The organism is Cocleimonas sp. KMM 6892 (genome assembly GCF_035798195.1).
In the GTDB taxonomy this organism is placed as follows: domain Bacteria; phylum Pseudomonadota; class Gammaproteobacteria; order Thiotrichales; family Thiotrichaceae; genus Cocleimonas; species Cocleimonas flava.
In genome coordinates, this window is the sequence record NZ_JAPFBV010000005.1 from 296844 (window position 1) to 317976 (window position 21133).

Annotated in this window: 22 protein-coding genes; 12 read left to right on the plus strand and 10 right to left on the minus strand. The window is 40.8% G+C overall.

Annotated elements, in window-relative coordinates; translation table 11 throughout:
* Window positions 1-428 precede the first annotated feature (428 nt).
* Entirely contained in the window at window positions 429-1499 is a 1071-nt protein-coding gene (locus OO007_RS15235) for a TauD/TfdA family dioxygenase (protein WP_325809443.1), read from the plus strand.
* A gap of 37 nt (window positions 1500-1536) precedes the next feature.
* On the opposite strand, the gene OO007_RS15240 is transcribed toward OO007_RS15235, so the two are convergent.
* The gene (locus OO007_RS15240; RefSeq protein WP_325809444.1) at window positions 1537-2271 is read right to left on the minus strand and encodes a helix-turn-helix domain-containing protein; all 735 of its coding nucleotides are present in this window, start codon (window positions 2269-2271) and stop codon (window positions 1537-1539) included.
* Between the two features lie 169 nt (window positions 2272-2440).
* On the opposite strand from OO007_RS15240, the gene OO007_RS15245 reads away from it, so the two are divergent.
* The 8 genes from OO007_RS15245 to OO007_RS15280 all read left to right on the plus strand — a co-directional run bounded on the left by OO007_RS15245 (window position 2441) and on the right by OO007_RS15280 (window position 9799).
* A complete protein-coding gene (locus OO007_RS15245) occupies window positions 2441-3640 on the plus strand; it encodes a MalY/PatB family protein (protein WP_325809445.1) in 1200 nt (399 codons plus the stop codon).
* Window positions 3641-3726: 86 nt separating this feature from the next.
* Entirely contained in the window at window positions 3727-4053 is a 327-nt protein-coding gene (locus tag OO007_RS15250) for a YbjQ family protein (protein ID WP_131906946.1), read from the plus strand.
* An 85-nt stretch (window positions 4054-4138) separates the two neighbouring features.
* Window positions 4139-4582, plus strand: a complete 444-nt coding sequence (locus OO007_RS15255; protein ID WP_325809446.1) for a YbjQ family protein — start codon at window positions 4139-4141, stop codon at window positions 4580-4582.
* 47 nt (window positions 4583-4629) lie between these two features.
* Window positions 4630-5469: a M48 family metallopeptidase gene (locus tag OO007_RS15260; protein WP_325809447.1), complete on the plus strand. Its 840-nt coding sequence runs from the start codon at window positions 4630-4632 to the stop codon at window positions 5467-5469.
* A gap of 116 nt (window positions 5470-5585) precedes the next feature.
* Window positions 5586-6434, plus strand: a complete 849-nt coding sequence (djlA, locus tag OO007_RS15265) for a co-chaperone DjlA (protein WP_325809448.1) — start codon at window positions 5586-5588, stop codon at window positions 6432-6434.
* A 182-nt stretch (window positions 6435-6616) separates the two neighbouring features.
* A complete protein-coding gene (gene dnaB / locus OO007_RS15270) occupies window positions 6617-7996 on the plus strand; it encodes a replicative DNA helicase (protein ID WP_131906950.1) in 1380 nt (459 codons plus the stop codon).
* Window positions 7997-8039: 43 nt separating this feature from the next.
* Entirely contained in the window at window positions 8040-9125 is a 1086-nt protein-coding gene (alr, locus tag OO007_RS15275; protein WP_325809449.1) for an alanine racemase, read from the plus strand.
* Between the two features lie 185 nt (window positions 9126-9310).
* Entirely contained in the window at window positions 9311-9799 is a 489-nt protein-coding gene (locus OO007_RS15280; protein ID WP_325809450.1) for a glycine zipper 2TM domain-containing protein, read from the plus strand.
* Between the two features lie 78 nt (window positions 9800-9877).
* Here the strand turns inward: OO007_RS15280 and mtgA are convergent, their stop codons facing one another.
* Window positions 9878-10633, minus strand: coding sequence for a monofunctional biosynthetic peptidoglycan transglycosylase (gene mtgA, locus OO007_RS15285; protein ID WP_325809451.1), 756 nt, complete (start codon window positions 10631-10633; stop codon window positions 9878-9880).
* A gap of 64 nt (window positions 10634-10697) precedes the next feature.
* Between mtgA and OO007_RS15290 the strand changes: the two genes are divergently transcribed.
* Genes OO007_RS15290 through OO007_RS15300 form a run of 3 tightly spaced genes read left to right on the plus strand, consistent with a single transcriptional unit; the run spans window position 10698 to window position 13400 of the window.
* Entirely contained in the window at window positions 10698-11858 is a 1161-nt protein-coding gene (locus tag OO007_RS15290; protein WP_325809452.1) for a GNAT family N-acetyltransferase, read from the plus strand.
* 12 nt (window positions 11859-11870) lie between these two features.
* Window positions 11871-12473 (plus strand): DUF938 domain-containing protein, encoded by a 603-nt coding sequence (locus OO007_RS15295; RefSeq protein ID WP_325809453.1) that lies wholly within the window; start codon window positions 11871-11873, stop codon window positions 12471-12473.
* A gap of 15 nt (window positions 12474-12488) precedes the next feature.
* Window positions 12489-13400, plus strand: a complete 912-nt coding sequence (locus tag OO007_RS15300; RefSeq protein ID WP_325809454.1) for a DUF1853 family protein — start codon at window positions 12489-12491, stop codon at window positions 13398-13400.
* Between the two features lie 78 nt (window positions 13401-13478).
* Here the strand turns inward: OO007_RS15300 and OO007_RS15305 are convergent, their stop codons facing one another.
* From OO007_RS15305 to thrS, 8 genes are all read right to left on the minus strand, one after another.
* Window positions 13479-13835 carry a MerR family transcriptional regulator gene (locus tag OO007_RS15305; protein ID WP_131906957.1) on the minus strand — a complete coding sequence of 119 codons (357 nt, stop codon included), beginning with the start codon at window positions 13833-13835 and terminating at the stop codon, window positions 13479-13481.
* Window positions 13816-14115, minus strand: coding sequence for an integration host factor subunit alpha (locus OO007_RS15310; protein WP_131906958.1), 300 nt, complete (start codon window positions 14113-14115; stop codon window positions 13816-13818). The genes OO007_RS15305 and OO007_RS15310 overlap by 20 nt, the downstream gene beginning before the upstream one ends.
* 93 nt (window positions 14116-14208) lie before the next feature.
* Entirely contained in the window at window positions 14209-16596 is a 2388-nt protein-coding gene (gene pheT / locus OO007_RS15315; protein WP_325809455.1) for a phenylalanine--tRNA ligase subunit beta, read from the minus strand.
* Window positions 16597-16611: 15 nt separating this feature from the next.
* Window positions 16612-17631 (minus strand): phenylalanine--tRNA ligase subunit alpha, encoded by a 1020-nt coding sequence (gene pheS, locus OO007_RS15320; protein ID WP_131906960.1) that lies wholly within the window; start codon window positions 17629-17631, stop codon window positions 16612-16614.
* A gap of 206 nt (window positions 17632-17837) precedes the next feature.
* The gene (gene rplT, locus OO007_RS15325) at window positions 17838-18194 is read right to left on the minus strand and encodes a 50S ribosomal protein L20 (protein WP_131906961.1); all 357 of its coding nucleotides are present in this window, start codon (window positions 18192-18194) and stop codon (window positions 17838-17840) included.
* A 22-nt stretch (window positions 18195-18216) separates the two neighbouring features.
* On the minus strand, window positions 18217-18414 hold the full coding sequence (gene rpmI / locus OO007_RS15330; RefSeq protein ID WP_131906962.1) for a 50S ribosomal protein L35: 198 nt from the start codon (window positions 18412-18414) through the stop codon (window positions 18217-18219).
* A gap of 178 nt (window positions 18415-18592) precedes the next feature.
* A complete protein-coding gene (infC, locus tag OO007_RS15335) occupies window positions 18593-19126 on the minus strand; it encodes a translation initiation factor IF-3 (RefSeq protein ID WP_131906963.1) in 534 nt (177 codons plus the stop codon).
* 44 nt (window positions 19127-19170) lie between these two features.
* Complete coding sequence (gene thrS / locus OO007_RS15340) at window positions 19171-21087, minus strand: threonine--tRNA ligase (RefSeq protein WP_325809456.1); 1917 nt, start codon at window positions 21085-21087, stop codon at window positions 19171-19173.
* Window positions 21088-21133: the final 46 nt, after the last annotated feature.

The window sequence follows — 21133 nt, forward strand, 5'->3', positions numbered from 1 at the left end:
TGTTGATGTTGTCGCTTCGGAAAATAGGACTAAGTGAATTTCAAATAGTTTCATTTAGTTTTCATAAAAACTAAATTTCAATTTCAATTTTTTTGTAAAAACCACACTTAAGTTGATGGTTTTAATAGCGAATTTTTGTTTAAAAATTAAGCAAAAAAAATGAAAATTAAATTATAAATTTTTCATTTTTCTGACTTAAGAATAATTTAATTAATGAACAAAAATAAATATTCATTAGAAAATTGCCCTGCTCCTGAGTTAATTTATAATGACTAATTAGCACTAAGTCACCCCCCTACTTTGAGCCCGTTTTTTTGAAATTCTCAAGAAAGAAACATCACTAGACGGATTGAACCATTGAAAAAACTTCTTTTTAGCGGTTCAATTTAAGGCTTATTTTTTAATACTTTTAGTTTAAGGAATGTTTGATGAATACCCTGCCACCTATTTACTCGTCTAAATTCCCTCCTACATTAACTACAGAAACGGCCTGGAAAGGTCCTTCCATCAAAAATACACCAGAAAAATGGGTTTATACGTTTAAGCAGGAAGATATTGATGAGATTAACGAGGCCGTTGCAAAATTTATTGCATCTGATTTAAAGCTAGAAGCAATAACTAAAGATAACTTTCAACTACCTTTGCTAGGGAATAAGCTCAACAAAATCAAATCAGAGCTTACCGATGGCTTGGGCTTCAAGCTATTCAGAGGTTTAGATATCTCTACCTATAATAGAGAAGAAGTTGCCACGCTCTTTATGGGAATCGGCTCCCATCTTGGCAATCCTCGCTCACAAAATGCCGCAGGTCATCTATTGGGTCATGTGCGTGATATCGGCGCAGATGAGAACGACCCAAACAGCAGAATTTACCAAACGAATTCGCGCCAAACGTTTCACACCGATAGTGCTGATGTCGTTGGCCTCATCTGTTTAAAGACGGCAAAGTCCGGCGGTGAGTCGCTCTTAGTGAGTGCAGAGTCGATCTATAATGAAATGTTAAAACGTCGACCAGATTTAGTTAAATTACTGTTCTCTCCCGTCGCTACAGATAAAAGAGGTGAAGTCGAACCCGGACAAAAACCTTTTTTCACCATACCTGTGTTTAGCTGGTTCAAGGAAAAATTAACGGTTATCTATCAAAGGCAGTATATCGATTCCGGACAACGCTTTGACGGCGTACCAGAGTTACCAGAAAATTATGTCGATGCGCTTAATTTATTTGATGAATTAGCGAATGATGAAAGCCTCAACCTATCCATGAAACTGGAAGTGGGCGATATGCAATTTGTACACAATCACAGCATGCTGCACGACAGACGTGGTTTTATGGATTGGCCAGAGCGAGAAAACAGACGTCACCTATTACGCTTATGGTTAAGTGTGCCTGACGACAGAGAATTGCCACCAATCTTTAAGGAACGCTACGGTAATATAGATGTTGGAAATCGAGGTGGTGTCATTGTAGAAGGTACGAAGCTTCATGCTCCGATTGATTAGAACCAAACAGCTAACAAATTAATTAAGGCTGCATGCCTTATCTTTTATAAACATCAAACACAGTAAAGCGCCAATCACGTACGGCCAAAACCGAGGTATAACCAAGACGTTCACTCAGTGGAAGTGTAACGTCTTCTTTTGCCATTTCATCAAATTCTCTGGCAAGTCGCTCCAGTTTTCTTTGAAAAATTGCATTTGATTCTTGCGACAACATACCATTCAAAACGACTAGCTTTTCTTCCGGCTTTGAGAACTTAGAATTGAAAAACTCCGATTCGATACTCTCCCTAAAAAATCGTTGGATGTGACCGTTATTTCGCCATTTAAAGTTTGAAGATATCTTTATCTTAATTTTATTATTCGGCAGTAGTTCGATAATATTCAAGCGATCAAGTTTCGCTAAATGCTGAATACATTGTGCTTCTGTGAAATTATAAGCCTGAAGAATTTCTTCCAGAGTCCAGTTATTGATTACCATAATCGTAATTAGTAACAGTTCTCTATCACTGACTAATTGCTGCTCTTGTTCGTCACTGAGTTCACTGATCTGTCTGGCTGTAGAATCATTCACCTTCTGCATTAATTCGGTGATTTCCATATCCAGCATCTGACAAATTGCATCCAAACGATTCAAACTCACTGTTTGCTGAGCAAACATGCGCTTGACGCTCGCCTCAGACAACCCCAAATGCGCTGCTACATCGGCATAGGTTTTCCCATGCGACTTAAGCGTTTTCTTTAAGGTGCTGATTATCAAGGTAGTTTGTGCCATATTCTATAAGCCAATGAATGGCATCCTATGAATGAAAAAACATTTATTTAGATTAATTGAAAACTTCGTTTGCAAGCAGTAACAACTCAACATATTGTGCCTGAAATCACACATAAAATGAATCAGGGCTGATAAGCCGTAATATTAATGAGAGAACACCAAAGTAGATATGAATACCGATCTAAACACCAATGTAAATCCCGACACAAACACTGACATAAACAGCAAAGCTGATTTCGATAAAATAATCGATAGAAAAAACACTTACTGTAAAAAATGGGATAAATATAAAGGCAAAGATATTATTCCCTTCTGGATTGCAGACTCAGACTTTGAGACCACTCCTGCGATTGTTGAGGCATTACATCAAAGAGTTGCTCAGGGTGTCTTTGGTTATACCGAACAAGGTACTGCGGGTGTTCGTGAAGCCATTACCTCACATCTTTCTTATCATTATGACTGGTCCATAAAAAGCGAATGGATTGTGCCGCTTTCAAGTCTTGTGAATGGGCTAACCTTCTCTTCGCTTCTCGCAGGAGACGAAGGTGATGAAATCATGGTGCCCGAAATTATCTACCCTCCCTTTAATTTCGTTATTAATAATACAAAGAGGGAAAGAATCAGAGTCCCGATGCAGTTACAAAACGAACGATGGACTTTAGATTTCGCTGCTCTGGAAGCATCTATCACCCCAAAAACTAAAATGGTTTTATTTTGCAACCCGCATAACCCTGGTGGAACCGTATATACCGAAGAAGAATTACTGCGGCTACAGGCTATCTGTAAAAAACATGATTTATTGATTTGTTCGGATGAAATCCATTGTGATTTAATTTTAGATAAAAATAAAAAGCATTACCCCTTTGGCAACCTGAATGAAGATGCCGCAAACCGCTGTATTACACTGATGGCAGCGACCAAAACCTATAATCTGGCAGGAATGAATTTTGGTTTTGCTATTATTCCCAATGACGAAATCCGCAAAAAGTTTGAACAGGATGTTTTGGAAAAAGCCCCTGAGGTCAGCATTCTTGGGCAAACTGCGACCGAAGCAGCATTTAAACATGGTGAAAGCTGGAGACTCCAGCAAATCGATTATTTAAGAGATAACCACGATTATCTGCTACGAGAAATCAACGCAATACCAGGCTTAAAGATGTTCCCTTTAGAAGCGACCTATCTTGCATGGATTGATGTCTCCGATCTAGCACTCGACAATGCCGAATCCTTTTTTGAAAACGCAGGCATCGGCATATCAGCAGGTGTCTACTTTGGTGATAAAAACTTTATTAGACTCAACTTTGCCTGTCGTCGATCTTTGCTTGAAGAAGCGATTAAACGCATTACAAAGGCTGTTTCTGAATTATAAAATCTAACTTACTTTGAACTCACATATGAACTAAGTAGCAACTGATACACTACTAAAACACATTAAATCTGTTAAGGAATTACGACATGTTGATATCAAACCTTGAATTTATGACGGGTAGAAAAGTCACCAAACATCTAGGACTTGTTCAAGGCAGCTCTGTTCGTGCCAAGCACGCGGGTCGTGACATCATGTCGGGAATCAAAAACATGTTCGGTGGTGAACTCACTGCCTATACCGAACTGTTACAGGAGTCACGTGAAGAAGCCACCGAGCGCATGATTGAGCAAGCCCGTTCGGTGGGCGCTAACGCGGTACTCAACGTGAGGTTTTCCACTTCCAGCATCACGGCGGGGGCAGCTGAAATTTATGTGTATGGCACTGCCGTTATTCTTGACGAATCTGAAACATAGACTCTAATTAGAATTAATAAATAAATCTTTAGCCACCCCCCTACTTTGGGGCACTTTTTTAAAAAAGCGTTTTACGGTACAAATTATGGATCAAATTCTCATAGTCGCTGCCCTAGTTTCACTGGGCTATTTCTTTGGCCGACGCGCAGAAAAGAAACATTTCATCAGCCTGATCGAAAGAGAAAAAGTGATGAATCAATTGCCAGCGATGGCAAGCCGAATGCCTCCTCAGGATAATCGATACGAACAAAAACTGGTTTCCGGAAATGTCGTCATCGCTAACGATTACTTCAAAACTTTTGTCGCTGGTTTGCGCAATTTATTCGGCGGAAAAATAAGCACTTACGAAACGCTACTAGATAGAGGAAGACGCGAAGCCGTATTACGCATGAAAGATCAGGCACAACAATTTGGTGCAGAATTAGTCTTTAATGTGAAATACGAGACGTCCAGCATTTCTGGGCAAGACAGCCGTAAAATGCCGATTATCGAAGTACATGCCTATGGCACAGCTTTAAAAAAGCTTTAGTTACATAAAACACAAACTATCCATATTTACGGTTAACTCTCACAGCCATGCAATACGAAAACCCACAAATACCAGAAGACATTAACACCAGTAAAGAGAACCCTTTAAAGGAGTTTTCTGTGTTGCTGGTGGGATCAATTGTGCTCGTGATTGTGGTTTCGTTGGTACTCAGTTTAGGCGGCAGTTGGCTAGCGGGGCTAATCCCCTATAACGCAGAAAAGAAAGTAGCGAGTTTCTACGATGTCTCTGCTCATGATGACAATAGTGACCATCAGCAAATCACCGTATATCTTCAACAACTCGCGGATAAAATCAGCAAAGCACAAAATCTTCCTGAAGAAATGAAAATTACAATCCACTATATGCATTCAGATACGATGAATGCCTTTGCAACACTGGGTGGAAATGTATTTATGTTTAAAGGCTTGCTGGAAAAACTCCCAAACGAAAATACCCTAGTCACCCTGTTAGGGCATGAAATTGCACACGTAAAATATCGACACCCGATTAAATCCCTGGGTGGAGGTATCGCAGTGTCGATCGCAATGACGACATTAGGTAGAAGCGCAGACAGTCAAATACTGGGTGATACCGGATTACTCTCCACCTTGCACTTTAGTCGTAAGATGGAGCAACAGTCTGATATTGAAGCCATGAACACCCTGCAAGCCCTATACGGTCATCTGAACGGCGGCGCTGAATTGTTTCGAATATTTCACAATGAACGCGCTGCGATGGAATCTAAAGAGCCTGCTGAGTTCTTCAGTACTCACCCACAAGATGAAAAACGTATAGAAAGTTTCAGCGATATGGCACAAAAAAAAGGCTGGTCTGAAACCGGAACATTAACCCCCCTTCCCGATTTTTATCGAAATGCCTTTCATTAAATCTCTGTTTAATTAGAATACCTTACTTTAAACCGCGAATTCGAACACGCATTAAAACACTCGGCTTTAGCTACCCCAGTGCTTGATAACCCCCTATAAACCACCATGATTCAACGATGAAATTTATTAAATATATAACAGCAGTACTGTTCTACTTTGTTTTTGACAGCTTTTTTATGGCTTTTATCGGGCTTCTTGTTGGTGGCTTTATCAGCTTCAAACTCTCAGGCGGACTCATAGGGCAACTCAGTGGTTTTGGTAATGTTGGCGGTATCACCGGAATAAAAACCAATAAACAAGCCGCTTTCTTTAAAACCGTTTTCACATTAATGGGGAAACTGGCGAAAGCGGACGGTCGTGTTTCTGAAGAAGAAATCGCTCACGTTGAAACCTTCATGAAACAACTCAATATGAGTGCCGAGAATCGTAAACGTGCGATCAATCATTTTCAGGAAGGAGCCAAATCAGACTTCGATATCACTCCCCTGATTCAGGAATTCAACCAGGTAAATGCCAACTCTCCAAACATGAAGCAAATGGTCATGGTTTATTTGATACGAGTGGCTATTGCTGATGGAAAACTGGACCAGGCTGAAACTGAATTACTGCGATCTATCGCGCAACAATTTGGCTATTCACCACAGGCTTTCGAACAATTAATGGCGATGATTCATGGTCAGGATCAATTCTCGGGCGGTCAATATCAACACAGTGGACAGAGTTCTGGCGCGGGTGGATACACCTCTGTCAATGCCATCAGTGCGGCTTATCAAGCCTTGGGCGTTTCCGAGGACAACACTGATGCTGAAATCAAAAAAGCCTACCGTCGCCTCGTACGCGAATATCACCCCGATAAGTTGATGGGCCAAGGCCTTCCTGAGGAAATGATTAAAGAAGCCACTGAAAGATCTCAAGAAATTCAGACGGCATACGACACGATCAAGAAAAGCCGTGGCATGAAATAAAGACTCGCTATAAAATACTCAGAAAAAAAGCCCTGTAGGTAGGGGGGTGCCTTTCGTTTATAGATTGACTATTTATGGATTCGCCCCTAATAAGTTAAACACATATTATCCACAGCTTATGACCAATCAATCCATAAGATTTGGTACTAACTATTAAACGCTATCCAAGATAAACTAACACCATGTCAGCCATCCTCACTCAAGATTCAGCCGTAGAACATTTAAAAGTTCCCCCTCATTCAATCGAAGCAGAGCAATCTGTACTTGGTGGACTGTTACTGGAAAATATGGCGTGGGATAAAATTGCGGACATCATTACCGAACATGATTTTTATCGTCATGATCACCGCCTCATTTTTCGTTCAATCGCCGTTTTAGCCGAAACCGACAAACCTCGTGATGTCATTACCCTATCCGAGTGGTTAAAGGACAGAGACGAACTTGAAAATGCAGGTGGTCTTGCGTATTTGGGTACGCTCGCGAAAGACACACCGAGTGCGGCTAACATTAAAGCCTACGCCGATATCGTGCGAGAAAAATCGGTATTGCGCCAGCTGATCAGTATCGGTTCAGAAATTGCCGAAGAAGCTTTTAATGCTGGCGATAGACCAAGTAAAGAGCTACTTGATGAGGCTGAAAAGAAAGTTTTCGAAATCGCCGAACAAGGCAACCGAAAACAAGATTTCCACACCATCAAAGATTTACTTAAATCGACGCTAGCAAAAATCGATGAGCTAAGTAAATCAACAGATGCCCTTACCGGTGCTTCAACTGGCTATACCGATCTTGATGGTATGACTTCTGGCTTACAAAAGGGTGATTTGATTATCGTCGCTGGTCGTCCGTCCATGGGTAAAACGACCTTCTCAATGAACCTCGCAGAATACATAGCGGTAAATGACAAAAAGCCAGTCGCCATATTCAGTATGGAAATGCCCGCGGAACAATTGATCTTGAGAATGTTTGCCTCAATGGGGCGCGTTCCGTTAAATGATATTCGAAACGGTAAAATTCGCGAAGAAGATTGGCCTCGCATCGGCATGGCAGTAAAAGCCTTTGGTGAGACTAAGTTATTTATTGATGATACTGCTGCTATGTCTCCCACAGAAGTTCGTGCAAAGTGTCGTCGACTGCATCGTGAGCATGGACATATGGGGCTAGTTGTTCTCGACTATATCCAGTTAATGCAAACCGGCGCAAAATCAGATAACCGTGCCGCCGAAATTTCAGAAATTTCACGATCCCTGAAAGCACTCGCAAAAGAACTGGAATGCCCAGTGATCGCCCTATCCCAGTTGAATCGTAGTTTGGAGCAACGCCCTAACAAACGCCCCATCATGTCTGACTTACGTGAATCAGGAGCGATCGAGCAGGATGCTGACGTAATCATGTTTATCTACCGTGACGAAGTGTATGACGAAAACACCCCAGACAAAGGCATGGCCGAAGTAATCATCGGCAAACAACGTCAAGGTGCGATTGGTAAAGTTCGTTTAACCTTTACCGGTAAATACACCCGTTTTGATAATTTTATGCCTGATATTTACGCACCTGAGAACTAACCCTTTCTAATCACATTGTTCTAATATTTTATTGAAGTAGCTTATGAAACGTTCCGCCCGCATTACCGTTCACCCAGAAGCTTTACAGCATAATTTAAAACGTGCCAAAGAATGCGCACCAGACTCTAAAGTTTTCTCTGTCATAAAAGCCAATGCCTACGGCCACAACTCAGTAGCAACAGCAGGCATTCTCTACCCGGATACGGATGCTTTTGCGGTTTCCTGTGTTCCTGAAGCAGTAGTTCTACGCGAAGGCGGCATAGATTTACCTATCAAAATTCTTCAAGGCCACCAAAACAATGATGACCTGAATATCGCGGCAGATTTAAACTTACGATTGATGGTGCATGAAGAACGTCAATTAACACTACTCGATCAATATTCAAAAAAGCATAAATTCGACATTACCTTGAAAGTCGATTCTGGCATGCATCGACTAGGCTTTCAGCCCGAGCGCATCCATGAACTTTTCACTAAGTTAAAAAATCACCCTCAAGTAAATCCTGACAACCTGATGCTAGCGACTCACTTTTCAAGCGCTGATGAACCGGATAAATCCACAACACAGGATCAGATAAGTACTTTTAACAAAGCTTGCGAAGGAATAAATGCACCCAAGAGTCTCAGTAATTCAGCGAGCGTTCTAGTCTGGAAAGACGCACATGCAGACTGGGTTCGTCCTGGCATCATGCTGTACGGCAGCTCTCCTTTTACTGATAAAGACAAAGACAGAGACTCTTTTGATTTGCAGGCTGCGATGACCTTTGAAGCACCTGTCATCTCTGTACATGCCTTAAAAAAAGGTGACTGTATTGGTTACTCTGCCACATGGCAATGCCCTAAAGATATGCAAGTTGCAGTGATTGCCTGCGGTTATGCCGATGGATACCCGAGGCATGCAGCAAGTGGCACTCCTGTTTGGATCAACGGAAAAACGACTGAATTACTCGGTCGTGTGGCTATGGATATGATTGTCGTGAATGCAGACGATCATAAGGAAAACCCAATCAAGGTTGGTGACTGGGCTGAACTCTGGGGAAAAAATCTCAGTGTCGACACTGTCGCAGAAAAGGCCGAAACCATCCCTTATGAAATCCTATGTAATGCAGGAAATTTAAGAGGAGCATAGGTAACACATAGGAGAGCCTTTGTAGAATAACAGTAGAATCACAGTAAAAACAACGTTGAAACAACGCTGAAACATAAAGAAAACCTGATATAGGTCATGGTCCATTACTTCTGTTGGAACTTATAGTGAAGTTAGGAATCTAATATTCCGAAGACTTTAACTAAGAATACTTATAAGGGGTAAACATGAATAATAAATTATGTATAAAACCTGCCACAGCGATGCTGGCTGTTGTATTTTCATCGGTATTGGTTGTCAGTGGTTGCAGCAATACCAGCAAAGAACAACAAGGTGCTATTGCTGGTTCTGTTCTTGGTGGCGTTGTTGGTCATCAGTTTGGTAAAGGCAATGGTAAAACTGCCATGACAGTGATCGGTGCGGTTGTTGGTGGCATGATCGGTGGTAACGTAGGTCGTGGATTAGATCAGGAAGATCAACGCAGAATCAATCAATCATTGGAAACAGCACCCAATAATCAAAAAGTGGCCTGGGACAATCCAAATACCAAAACCAATTACGAATTTACACCCATCAATAAATACGAAGGTAATGTAAATGGGCAACCCACCCAGTGTCGTGATTACGTAATGGATGCCTGGATTGACGGTCGTATGCAGCAAGTACATGGCAGAGCCTGTAAAAATGCAAACGGACAATGGATCAACGCAACCTAAATTGACCTTAATGCAGAAACTAAAAAGGAGCTTTTATAGCTCCTTTTTTACGCCTGGCTTTTACTGAAAGAAAACGAACTAAAGCTTACGTATATAATCAGTACCGCCCAATTGCTTCATTTGTTTTAAGATCCACTTCTGACGTTTAAGTAATGATGGACTGGGGTCATTCACATTAGAAATAGCGGGTTTAGGTAATACTGCAGCAAGCATCGCAGATTCTTCTATTGATAAGTTCTGCACTTTTTTATCAAACAATATTCGGCTTGCTTCTTTTACGCCAAATATAGCATCACCAAATTGCGCAATGTTTAAGTACACTTCTAGAATTCGTTTTTTGGGCCATGCAATTTCCAGTGACAAACTCAAACCCGCCTCAATCAATTTTCTCAGATAACTTCGTTGATTCCATAAAAATAGATTCTTTGCCGTTTGCTGAGTTATCGTACTAGCACCACGCGGTTGAGACTTCCCTCTACTGTTTTGCGCCAGCGCTTTTTTCAACTCAATGGTATCTATCCCCCAGTGATTGGGAAATCGCTGATCTTCCGCTGCAACAACTGCCAAGGCAAGATGCGGAGGGATGCTATCCCAATCTACCCACTGGTATTCGGCTGCTTCATAAATCTCAGGAGAATGAGATGCGAGAGAATTTTGTTTATAGATGAACGATGATGTGGGTAAAGGCACCCAGCGAAATACTAATAGCACAGCAAATAATAATAGTACCGAAAGCAATGTGACTTGCGCAAAGAGTCTCAAGACACGTGAGAAAATACCCCGTTTCTTATGCTTCTTTTCACTTTCAGATTGGTAGCTATGATACTCTTTCAATTTCGAAAATAGTCCTTATATTTCATACTGTAACCAGATAGATAATAACTTCTAAAATAAATTAATGCAGATAAACATTCACTCAGGAATATCGCAGATACCTCGCGAAGCATGGAATACATTGGTTAAGGATAATAACCCGTTTGTACGCCATGAATTTTTATCGGCCTTAGAAACTCATGGATGTGCGAGCGAAGAGTTCGGTTGGCACCCTTGCCATATAGCCATCTATGAAGATGAAAAACTACTCGCCGCAATGCCTCTTTATGCAAAGACCAATACCTATGGTGAGTTTGTCTTCGATCATGCATGGGCAGATGCATATCATCGAAACAACATCCCCTATTTCCCCAAATTAGTTTCTTCAATTCCCTATACACCGGCTAGTGGTCAACGCCTACTATGCCAAGCAGATAGAAAAGACGAGCTTTACCCTATCTTGATAGAGACGATCAAACAATTTGCCGGAGAACAAAACTATAGTAGCTTTCACTGTCTTTTTGCAAATAGTGATGAACAGGATTGGCTGGAAAATTACGGACTCCTTGCCCGCCATGATTGCCAGTTTCATTGGCATAACCAAAACTATTCTCATTTTGATGATTTTCTGGCAAAGCTGACACCCAAGAAACGTAAAAACATTCGACAAGAACGTCGCAGAGTTGAACAACAAGCGGTTAATTTGCGTGTATTGAATGGCCATACAGCAACAGATGAAGACTGGGAAAATTTCTCAAGATTCTATGAACAAACGTTTGCTGAAAAGTATGGAACAGCGACACTGAATGAAGGATTTTTCAAAGAAGTCGCACAGTCCTTACCCGATCAAGTGATTCTGGTATTAGCCGATGATGTTTCACAACCTACAGAAGATAATCAAACGGACAAAGCTCGATGTATAGCAGGCTCACTGATGTACGCGAGTGATACGATACTTTATGGCAGACATTGGGGCTGTATAGAACAAATAGACAAACTTCACTTTGAAGCCTGTTACTATCAAGGTATCGAATATTGTATTGAACATAAATTAGAAAAATTCGAACCTGGCGCTCAAGGCGAACATAAAATCGCACGAGGCTTTATTCCAACGTTGACTCGATCTAGCCATTGGCTGAATAATTCACCGTTTCAAGAGTCCATTGAAAACTTTGTGAGACATGAACAAGCTGGCGTTAAAGCTTATATGAACTCACTCAAGTCTCCCTATCAAGAAGAAAAGTAATCGACAACGCTTATGCATATACAGAAGCCATTTTCAGAATCTTGTGTTCAAAACCAGCAAGTCATACTCGACGTTTTAAAGCCGCTATTAAAAGATAAAAAACACTTACTTGAAATAGGAAGTGGCACAGGACAGCACGCAGTTTTCTTAGCTAGGCAGATGTCACACCTTATCTGGCAAACAAGCGATCAAAGTATCTACCACGGTGGTATTAAAGCGTGGCTGGATGAAGCAGGCCTAGATAATACTCGAGACCCTTTGTCCCTCGATGTCAGTGCAGATGAATGGCCCGAAGAAACCTATGATGTTATTTTCTCAGCCAATGCAGTGCATATTATGTCTTGGGAAAATGTGGTTGATTACTTCAATCATGCTAGCCCCCTATTAGAGTCAAATGGCTACTTTATTTTGTATGGACCCTTTAACTACGAAGGGAAATACACCAGCGAAAGCAACGCCAACTTTGATCAGTGGCTAAAGAATAATGACCCCAAGAGTTGTATCAAAGACTTCGAAAAGCTTAATAAGCTTGCCGAGGAAAATAATATGTCGATTGTCGATGATATTGCCATGCCAGCGAATAATCGCATTCTTGTATGGCAGAAAAATCAATAATCAAATGATTAATCAATGAAAGGTCACCCCCCCACTTTTAGCACAAAATTAGTTAGGGACCTTGCGTGGGTGATTACCAGCCCACCAATACAATCAGGTCATATTGAAAACACCTATTGGTGGGATCACGACAAATGCCAAAACGAATTTCAAGATTGTCTGCCGACTTTACTCAAATTAGATAAAGACCCATCACCTTTAGAACAACATCTATCTCAGGCAAAAAGTAAAAGACTGGGACATAAATTTGAAACTCTGGTTTCCTATTGGTTAAGCATTAGTCCTAATTACGAACTCATTCAACAGAATATCCAGATTATTGAGGATGGCGTCACTTATGGTGAGATTGACTTTATTATCAAGGAAATTTCGACAGGCAAGGTTATTCATCTGGAAGTCTGTGTGAAATTTTATTTAGGAACCGAACCCTATAAAAACCCATATCGCTGGTTTGGCACCAATACAAAAGATCAACTGGGAAAAAAATTAGACCATTTATTAACTCACCAATCGCAGTTGAGTAATAACCACGAAGGGTATTTTTCTCATAAAATTGACGTATTAAAAAACCAGCAAATAGACGAACGCCATTGCTTCATAAAGGGAAGATTGTTCTATCCTGAAGGCTCAAAAATTTCCCCTGAAGATACCACTGACAATCATCTTCGAGGTTCATGGATATATTCGAATACTATTCAAAACACAGATAAGAAATATCTAGCGATTAATAAAACACTTTGGCTGTCTGAGCTTAATTACAAAGACATCATAGATTTACAGAAAAACCCAGTTGAGGTTTTTAAAGATAGAGCGCAATGCTATGTTGAAATTGGTCTAGATGATCATGACAACCTTAAAGAACAAAGGCGTGTATTTTTACTTCCTGAAGCCTTTACGTTTCCTTCGGACAATAAAAACCCCCTATAAGTAGGGGGGTGCCTTTTTCTAATTTCATCTGAGTTTTAGTGCAATTACAGAAACTTACCCAGACTAATTAATAACTTTCTAGGATTTGAGTACTCTTAAAATCTCTTCTAACTCTGTGATTAACTGACGAGAAAGTTGATTTGCTTTAGCACTATCATCATCTGCTTCTACACCTGATAATTTTTGACGCGCACCATTGATGGTATAACCCTGCTCATGCAATAGGCTTCGAATCTGACGAATCAAAAGAACGTCATCACGTTGATAATAACGACGATTACCACGACGTTTCATGGGCTTTAGATTAGGAAATTCTTGCTCCCAGTAGCGTAAGACATGAGCCTTTACACCACAAAGATTACTGACTTCTCCTATAGTGAAATACCGTTTACTTGGTATTGCAGGTAGTTCTTTATTATTGGATGCTTCCAGCATACTTTTCTACTCTTTGCTTTAGTTTTTGACCTGGACGGAAAGTGACAACACGACGAGCACTGACTGGAATAGCTTCCCCAGACTTTGGATTTCTACCCGGACGTTGTGCTTTATCGCGCAGCATGAAATTGCCAAACCCTGATAATTTTATATTTTGACCTTCTTCTAAAGCCGTTCTAATTTCTTCGAAAAACATTTCTACAAGTTCTTTTGCTTCTCTTTTATTTAGCCCTAATTCATCAAACAGATGTTCAACCATGCCTGCTTTCGTCAATGTCATAATTGCTGCTCTCCTTACAATAGATAACAATGGGTGTATGTTGAAATATAATAAAAAGGAAAGGATATTACATGCCACTTCCTTTTAAATTATTTATCGTAACACTGCCCCTGTATGATTTTTAAGTGCGTCCATGATCTTCTCAACATGGGCACTGATTTCTTGTTCTTCTAGGGTGCGCGAAAAATCCTGAAAAATCAAGCCTAAAGCGAGACTTTTTTGTCCTGAATCTACATTCTCCCCAGAATAAACGTCAAATATAAAGCTATCGACCATCTGTTGAATATTCAAATTATTCAATACCTTAGCAATCGTTGAATACTGAACATCTTTATTCACTAATAACGCAAGGTCTCTTCGCACTGATGGATAAGGTGAAAGCTTGGTGTATTCAGGTAATTCTTTTTGAGAGATATTATCCATATCCAGTTCAAAAACAAATACTTGCTGATCTAAGCTTAATTCCTTTTCGACAGCTGGATGCAAGGCTCCGCAGACACCAACAACCTGATCATTAGAAATTATATTGGCAGATTGACCTGGGTGTAATGCCGTATGATCAGACTTCACAAATTCGAAAGTTTGACCTGTTGCTTCCTCAAGCAATGCTTCAACATCACCTTTAAGATCGAAGAAATCGACGCTTCTAGATTCTGCATTCCACTGCTCAGAATAAACATTACCCGTAATTGCGCCAGCCAGTTTCTTTCTCTGACTCAACCCTTCAGAAGTCTTTAAAAAGCTTAAACCTGTTTCGAAGAAACGAACACGTGATTGTTGACGTTTTACGTTCTTATCAAGCGCTGGAATTAATCCTGACCACAAGGTACTACGCATGATCGATAACTCTTCAGAAATCGGATTTGATAATGCTATCTGCTCTTGATCAGGGCTTAATAATGATTCAACCTCTGGAGGTACGAAACTATAAGTAATCGCTTCCTGATAGCCTCTGTTAACCAGAATATTACGTAAGGTATTCTCATCAACCAGCGTTTCTTCTTTTCTAGCGATACGAGGTTCCATAGGACGTAAACGCGCAGGAATATTATCGTAGCCATAAATGCGAGCAACCTCTTCGACAAAGTCTTCAGGTGTAGCCAGATCAAAGCGGAAAACGGGGGGAGTAATATTCCAACCATTCTCAGCTGAATCAACCTTACAACCTAAACGCGTCAGAATATCTTCAACGCGTGCATCATCTATCTCTATACCTAGATGACGTTTGATACGTCTGCGCTCGAAATAAACAGCATCACGCTGCTGTAGATCGTCTCTAGCACTGACATCATTGAATGGCCCTACTTCGCCACCACAAATCTCAATTATTAGCTGTGTCGCGCGCTCAATCGCCTTAACTTGCAAGTCAGGTGACACGCCTCGCTCAAATCGATGAGATGAATCTGTATGTAATCCGTACTTACGAGATTTCCCCATGATTTTTTCAGGAACAAAATAGGCACTTTCTAAATAGATGTTTTTTGTATCATCTGTAACAGAGCTTTCTTCTCCACCCATAATTCCAGCTAAGGCGAGCGCTTTTTCTTCATCCGCTATTACCATGGTATCAGCGCTTAAAGTAATTTCTTTACCATCAAGCAAGGTTAGCTTTTCACCTTCAACTGCAGTTCTTACATCAATGCCACCGCTAAGTTTATCGAAATCAAAACCATGCATCGGCTGCCCTAACTCAAGCATCACATAGTTTGTGATATCAACCACTGGCCCCAGGCTACGAATATCAGAACGCTGTAACTTTTCAACAATCCAATCAGGAGTCTTAACAGTAACGTCTAAGTTACTAATAATTCTACCCACATAGCGCTGGCATAGTGTGTCTGCAGTGATTTTTACTGGGAAATCCTGCTCGTGATCTAATGCTGCGGCATTAACAGTAACTTCGCTAACAGGCGCTTGCATGATCACACCTAACTCACGAGCGACACCTGACACACATAATAAATCTGCACGATTTGGGGTCGCATCGAGATCTAGAACAACATCATCTAAATCAAAAATTTCTCTTAAGTTTTTACCCAGTTCGGCATCTGCAGGAATTGCCAGCAAGCCTTCACCAGCTTCTCCCATGCCAAGTGTTTCTGAACCACAGAACATGCCTTGTGATAAAACACCGCGCAATTTCCCCTTTTTAATTTTAAGGGGCTTCACACCTGCTTCAGAACTAGGAAGCACTGCGCCAATCATCGCTACCGGAACTTTTTGCTCGAGCTCGACAGTGGCATTCGTCACAATCTGTAATAGCTCATCTTCACCAATATTAACCTGACAGACTCGCAAACGATCTGCATCAGGGTGTTGTTCAATGCTTTTAATTTGACCTACTCTTACATCTGTAAACGCAGAAGCAACTGGATCTATTCCATCCAGTTCGGTTCCCGACATAATGAGTTGGTGAGATATTTCTTCTGTTGTTGCGTCTAGTTGAACCCATTCACGCAACCAATTTAAACTAACTTTCATATGCTTATATCAACCTCACGCAAACTGCTTTAAGAAACGTACATCGTTGTCAAACAACTTACGTAAATCATCAATACCGTATCGAAGCATGGCTAATCGATCAATACCGAAGCCAAACGCAAAACCCGTATAAACTTCTGGATCAATTCCAACGTGACGGAAAACCTCTGGATTCACCATGCCACAACCCATCACTTCTATCCAACCGGTATTTCCACAAACTCGACAGCCATCGCCATTACACAATACACACTGTATATCGGTTTCAGCCGAAGGCTCTGTGAACGGAAAATAATGAGGTCTAAATCGAGTAGGTAAATCTTCTACTTCAAAGAATGCTTTAAAGAATGCTTCTAAAATACCTTTAAGATCTGAAAAGGTTACATCTTTATCTACCATCAAACCTTCAACCTGATGAAACATCGGACTGTGCGTAACATCTGAATCACAACGATAAACGCGACCAGGAGCAATAATACGCAATGGTGGTTCTTGATTTTCCATTGTGCGAATTTGCACAGGAGATGTATGCGTTCTCAATAAGGTGCCATCACCAAAATAGAAAGTATCGTGAGAAGCACGAGACGGATGATGATCAGGAATATTTAACGCGGTAAAATTGTGATAGTCATCTTCAATTTCAGGACCTACTTCAACACCAAAACCTAACTGCATGAAAATTTCTTCAATACGCTTAGCCGTGCGAGTTACCGGATGTAGACTCCCCTCACCCATTTTGCGACCCGGCAAAGAAATATCCAAACTCTCATTTTCTAATCGTTGATTCAACGCATCAGCTTCAAGAGATTCTTTTTTAGCATTGATTAACTCAGATAAAGCCTGCTTGGCTTTATTGATCTCTTGACCCGCATCACGGCGTTGCTCCGCAGGAAGCTGACCTAACTGCTTTAATTGACCAGTAATTAATCCTTTCTTACCAAGATAATGTACACGTACATCATCAAGCTCTGTTAGGTTAGTTGCCGCATCAAGCTGCTGCTGAGCTTGCTGCATGAGTTCTGTCAGTTTATCCACTGAAGTCTCCGTAATCCGTTGTTGAGTTTTATTTGAGTAACTTTTACTGATAAATAAAAAAGTTACAAAATTTTTGCACAAAAAAAGCGAGGGAAGGCAGAAACCTTTCCTCGCTTTGATTTACATCTTTTATTCGCCCATCTATGACAAAAAGCAATCTGTTAAAAACATCAAGCCAGAAGCAACAGTGAGGCGGAACAGTAAAACTAAGCTAGGGCAGCTTTTGCCTTCTCAGCTAACTGTCCAAAAGCATCGATATCATGTACAGCTAAATCAGCTAACATTTTACGATCTACTTCGATTTCTGCTTTCTTAAGTCCGTTCATGAACACACTGTAAGACATATCAAACATACGAGCTGCCGCATTTATACGAACAATCCATAGACTACGGAATTGACGTTTCTTTTGACGACGGTCACGGTATGCATACTGACCTGCTTTAGTAACTGCCTGATTCGCTACACGATAAACTCTGCTTCGTGCACCGTAATAACCTTTAGCTTTCTTTAATACTTTTTTGTGTTTTGCGCGTGCCGTAACACCACGTTTTACTCTAGCCATTTTCTATATCCTCAATAATCAATCAAACGTACGGAAGCATTCTGCGAACCATTGGTGTATCGACTTTTTCGACGACATCACCAGCTCGTAAATGACGCTTACGCTTGCTGCTTTTCTTAGTAAGGATGTGGCGCAGGTGAGACTGCTTACACTTGAACGTGCCATTAGCACGCTTGCGGAAACGCTTTGCAGCGCCGCTGTTAGTTTTCATCTTAGGCATCTTAACTCTCCATTATTGGTCATAGTTCTATCTAAATTGTAACAATCTAAACATTGAAAACTATGATGAGTAAAACATTCCTATAAGAGTGCCTCTCCTTAAGGAATGATATAAATTCTTGATTTACTTATACCAGATCTACTTGCATTAAACGTTGAAGAAACAACAACGTTAATGATTAAGCTTGACCTTTTTCTTTCTTAATTGGACCAATCACCATAATCATTTGGCGACCTTCCATTTTCGGGAACTGCTCAACTGATCCGTACTCTTCTAAATCTTTTTCTACGCGCTTAAGCATTTCCATGCCTAACTCACGGTGAGCCATTTCACGACCTCTAAAGCGGATAGTTACTTTCGTCTTATCCCCTTCTTGAAGAAACTCTGTTAATTTCTTCAGTTTGATATTGTAATCACCAATATCAGTTCCAGGTCGCATTTTAATTTCTTTAACCTGTGTCTTCTTCTGCTTCTTCTTATTAGCGCCTTTTTGTTTACTCTGCGAGAATTTAAACTTACCGTAGTCCATAATGCGACATACTGGTGGTTCGGCTGTTGGTACTATTTCAACCAAATCTAATGAATCTACTGCGGCTTTTTCCATTGCTTCAGTAGTTTTAACGACACCTACGTTTTCGCCATCCTTATCAATAAGCCTAACTTGTGGCACGTTAATCTCTTCATTGACTCGATTCTTCTTTGGTTTAGCGATACTCTTTATCCTCTATAACTTATAAATTTACCTGAACAATACTATTATTCAGGTAATCCGCAACTAGCATTTTCTTTTGTAATTCGTTCTATTAACTCATCAAGCGGTAAACTACCAAGATCTTCGCCTGATAATGTACGCACTGCAACTGAGTTAGTTTCTACTTCACGATCACCAACAACTAAAAGGTAGGGGGTACGTTGAAGCGTGTGCTCGCGAATTTTAAAGCCTATCTTCTCATTTCTCAAGTCTGAAACAGCTCTAATACCGCTTTTTTTCAAGGTATTTTCTACTTTTTTCACAAAATCAGACTGTTTATCCGTAATATTCATTATCACAGCTTGAACAGGTGATAACCAAAGCGGGAATTTACCTTCATGATGTTCGATCAAAATTCCAATAAAACGTTCAAAAGAACCCAAAATTGCACGATGCAACATTACAGGTGTTTTACGGGAACCATCTTCAGCAACATATTCTGCATCAAGACGATTAGGCATTGAGAAATCGACTTGAATTGTTCCTAGTTGCCACACACGACCAATACTGTCTTTTAAAGAAAATTCGATTTTTGGACCGTAGAAAGCACCCTCACCCGGCAACTCTTCCCATTCCAGATTTTGAGCATCTAATGCATCTGCTAGTGCTTTTTCTGCTTTATCCCAGTCTTCTTCACTACCCACTCTATTTTCTGGGCGAGTTGATAAACGATAGATAACATCTTCAAAACCAAAATCATGATACACATCATGTAAGAAATCGATAAAATCGGCAACTTCAGGCTGTATCTGTTCTTCGGTACAGAAGATATGACCATCATCTTGCACGAACCCACGCACACGCATTAAACCATGCAATGCACCTGACATCTCATTACGGTGACACGCACCGAACTCAGCAATTCTTAATGGAAGGTCACGATAACTTTTTAGACCCTGGTTGAATATTTGCACATGACAAGGGCAATTCATTGGCTTTAGTGCAAACTGACGACCATCAGACTCTAGTGAGAACATGTCTTCACTGTATTTTGCCGCATGACCAGAGCGTTCCCATAAAGAAAAATCAACCAACTCTGGTGTATTCACTTCTTTGTAATCGCGCATGCGTTGTTGGTCACGCATATATTGAGAAATCACCTGATAAATTGTCCAGCCTTTGTCGTGCCAGAAGATCTGCCCTGGCGCTTCGTCTTGAATATGGAATAAATCAAGTTTACGCCCTATTTTCCTGTGATCACGCTTCTCTGCTTCTTCTACACGGTGCAAATAAGCTTTAAGCGCTTTTTTATTTTCCCATGCTGTGCCATAAATGCGTTGCAACATCTCATTATTAGAGTCACCACGCCAGTATGCACCAGCAAGTTTTGTTAATTTTACCGCCGGTATTTTACCTGTGCTTGGTACATGAGGACCCCGACAAAGGTCGATAAAATCGCCTTGTTTATACAAAGATAAATCTTCATCACTTGGAATGCTTTCAATAATTTCAGCTTTATAGGTTTCACCCATATCGCGGAAAAACTGAACGGCTTCATCACGAGACATCACACTGCGTTCAACAGGAATATCCTGTTTGATCAAATCCTGCATGCGTTTTTCGATAGCATCTACATCTTCTGGCGTAAACGCACGCTCATAAGAAAAATCGTAGAAGAAACCATCTTCGATTACAGGACCAATAGTCACTTGAGCTTCTGGGAATAACTGTTTAACAGCTTGGGCCATCAAATGCGCTGAAGAGTGACGTATTACATCGACACCTTCTGGGCTATTGGTAGTGATAATACTTAGCGACACATCTTCATCGATGATATGACTTGCATCATATTGTTTTCCATCAATGGCGCCTGCAAGTGTTGCTTTCGCTAGACCCGGACCGATATCTGCTGCTACGTCTAAAATGGATACTGCGTTGTCGAATGAACGCTGACTGCCGTCTGGCAAAGTGATTGTTGGCATTTTATTCCCCAGTGGTGACCCTTACGAGAGGCCACGTGTTTATCAT

Excerpts from the sequence above, each read along its gene's own strand:
- rpmI (WP_131906962.1), bottom strand. The coding sequence starts at position 18,414 with ATGCCTAAGATGAAAACTAACAGCGGCGCTGCAAAGCGTTTCCGCAAG.
- pheT (WP_325809455.1), bottom strand. The coding sequence starts at position 16,596 with ATGAAAGTTAGTTTAAATTGGTTGCGTGAATGGGTTCAACTAGACGCA.
- thrS (WP_325809456.1), bottom strand. The coding sequence starts at position 21,087 with ATGCCAACAATCACTTTGCCAGACGGCAGTCAGCGTTCATTCGACAAC.
- OO007_RS15240 (WP_325809444.1), bottom strand. The coding sequence starts at position 2,271 with ATGGCACAAACTACCTTGATAATCAGCACCTTAAAGAAAACGCTTAAG.
- dnaB (WP_131906950.1), top strand. The coding sequence starts at position 6,617 with ATGTCAGCCATCCTCACTCAAGATTCAGCCGTAGAACATTTAAAAGTT.
- OO007_RS15305 (WP_131906957.1), bottom strand. The coding sequence starts at position 13,835 with ATGCTGGAAGCATCCAATAATAAAGAACTACCTGCAATACCAAGTAAA.
- OO007_RS15300 (WP_325809454.1), top strand. The coding sequence starts at position 12,489 with ATGAAAGGTCACCCCCCCACTTTTAGCACAAAATTAGTTAGGGACCTT.
- OO007_RS15260 (WP_325809447.1), top strand. The coding sequence starts at position 4,630 with ATGCAATACGAAAACCCACAAATACCAGAAGACATTAACACCAGTAAA.
- OO007_RS15295 (WP_325809453.1), top strand. The coding sequence starts at position 11,871 with ATGCATATACAGAAGCCATTTTCAGAATCTTGTGTTCAAAACCAGCAA.
- rplT (WP_131906961.1), bottom strand. The coding sequence starts at position 18,194 with ATGGCTAGAGTAAAACGTGGTGTTACGGCACGCGCAAAACACAAAAAA.
- djlA (WP_325809448.1), top strand. The coding sequence starts at position 5,586 with ATGAAATTTATTAAATATATAACAGCAGTACTGTTCTACTTTGTTTTT.
- OO007_RS15250 (WP_131906946.1), top strand. The coding sequence starts at position 3,727 with ATGTTGATATCAAACCTTGAATTTATGACGGGTAGAAAAGTCACCAAA.
- OO007_RS15280 (WP_325809450.1), top strand. The coding sequence starts at position 9,311 with ATGAATAATAAATTATGTATAAAACCTGCCACAGCGATGCTGGCTGTT.
- OO007_RS15310 (WP_131906958.1), bottom strand. The coding sequence starts at position 14,115 with ATGACATTGACGAAAGCAGGCATGGTTGAACATCTGTTTGATGAATTA.
- alr (WP_325809449.1), top strand. The coding sequence starts at position 8,040 with ATGAAACGTTCCGCCCGCATTACCGTTCACCCAGAAGCTTTACAGCAT.
- OO007_RS15255 (WP_325809446.1), top strand. The coding sequence starts at position 4,139 with ATGGATCAAATTCTCATAGTCGCTGCCCTAGTTTCACTGGGCTATTTC.
- OO007_RS15245 (WP_325809445.1), top strand. The coding sequence starts at position 2,441 with ATGAATACCGATCTAAACACCAATGTAAATCCCGACACAAACACTGAC.
- OO007_RS15235 (WP_325809443.1), top strand. The coding sequence starts at position 429 with ATGAATACCCTGCCACCTATTTACTCGTCTAAATTCCCTCCTACATTA.
- OO007_RS15290 (WP_325809452.1), top strand. The coding sequence starts at position 10,698 with ATGCAGATAAACATTCACTCAGGAATATCGCAGATACCTCGCGAAGCA.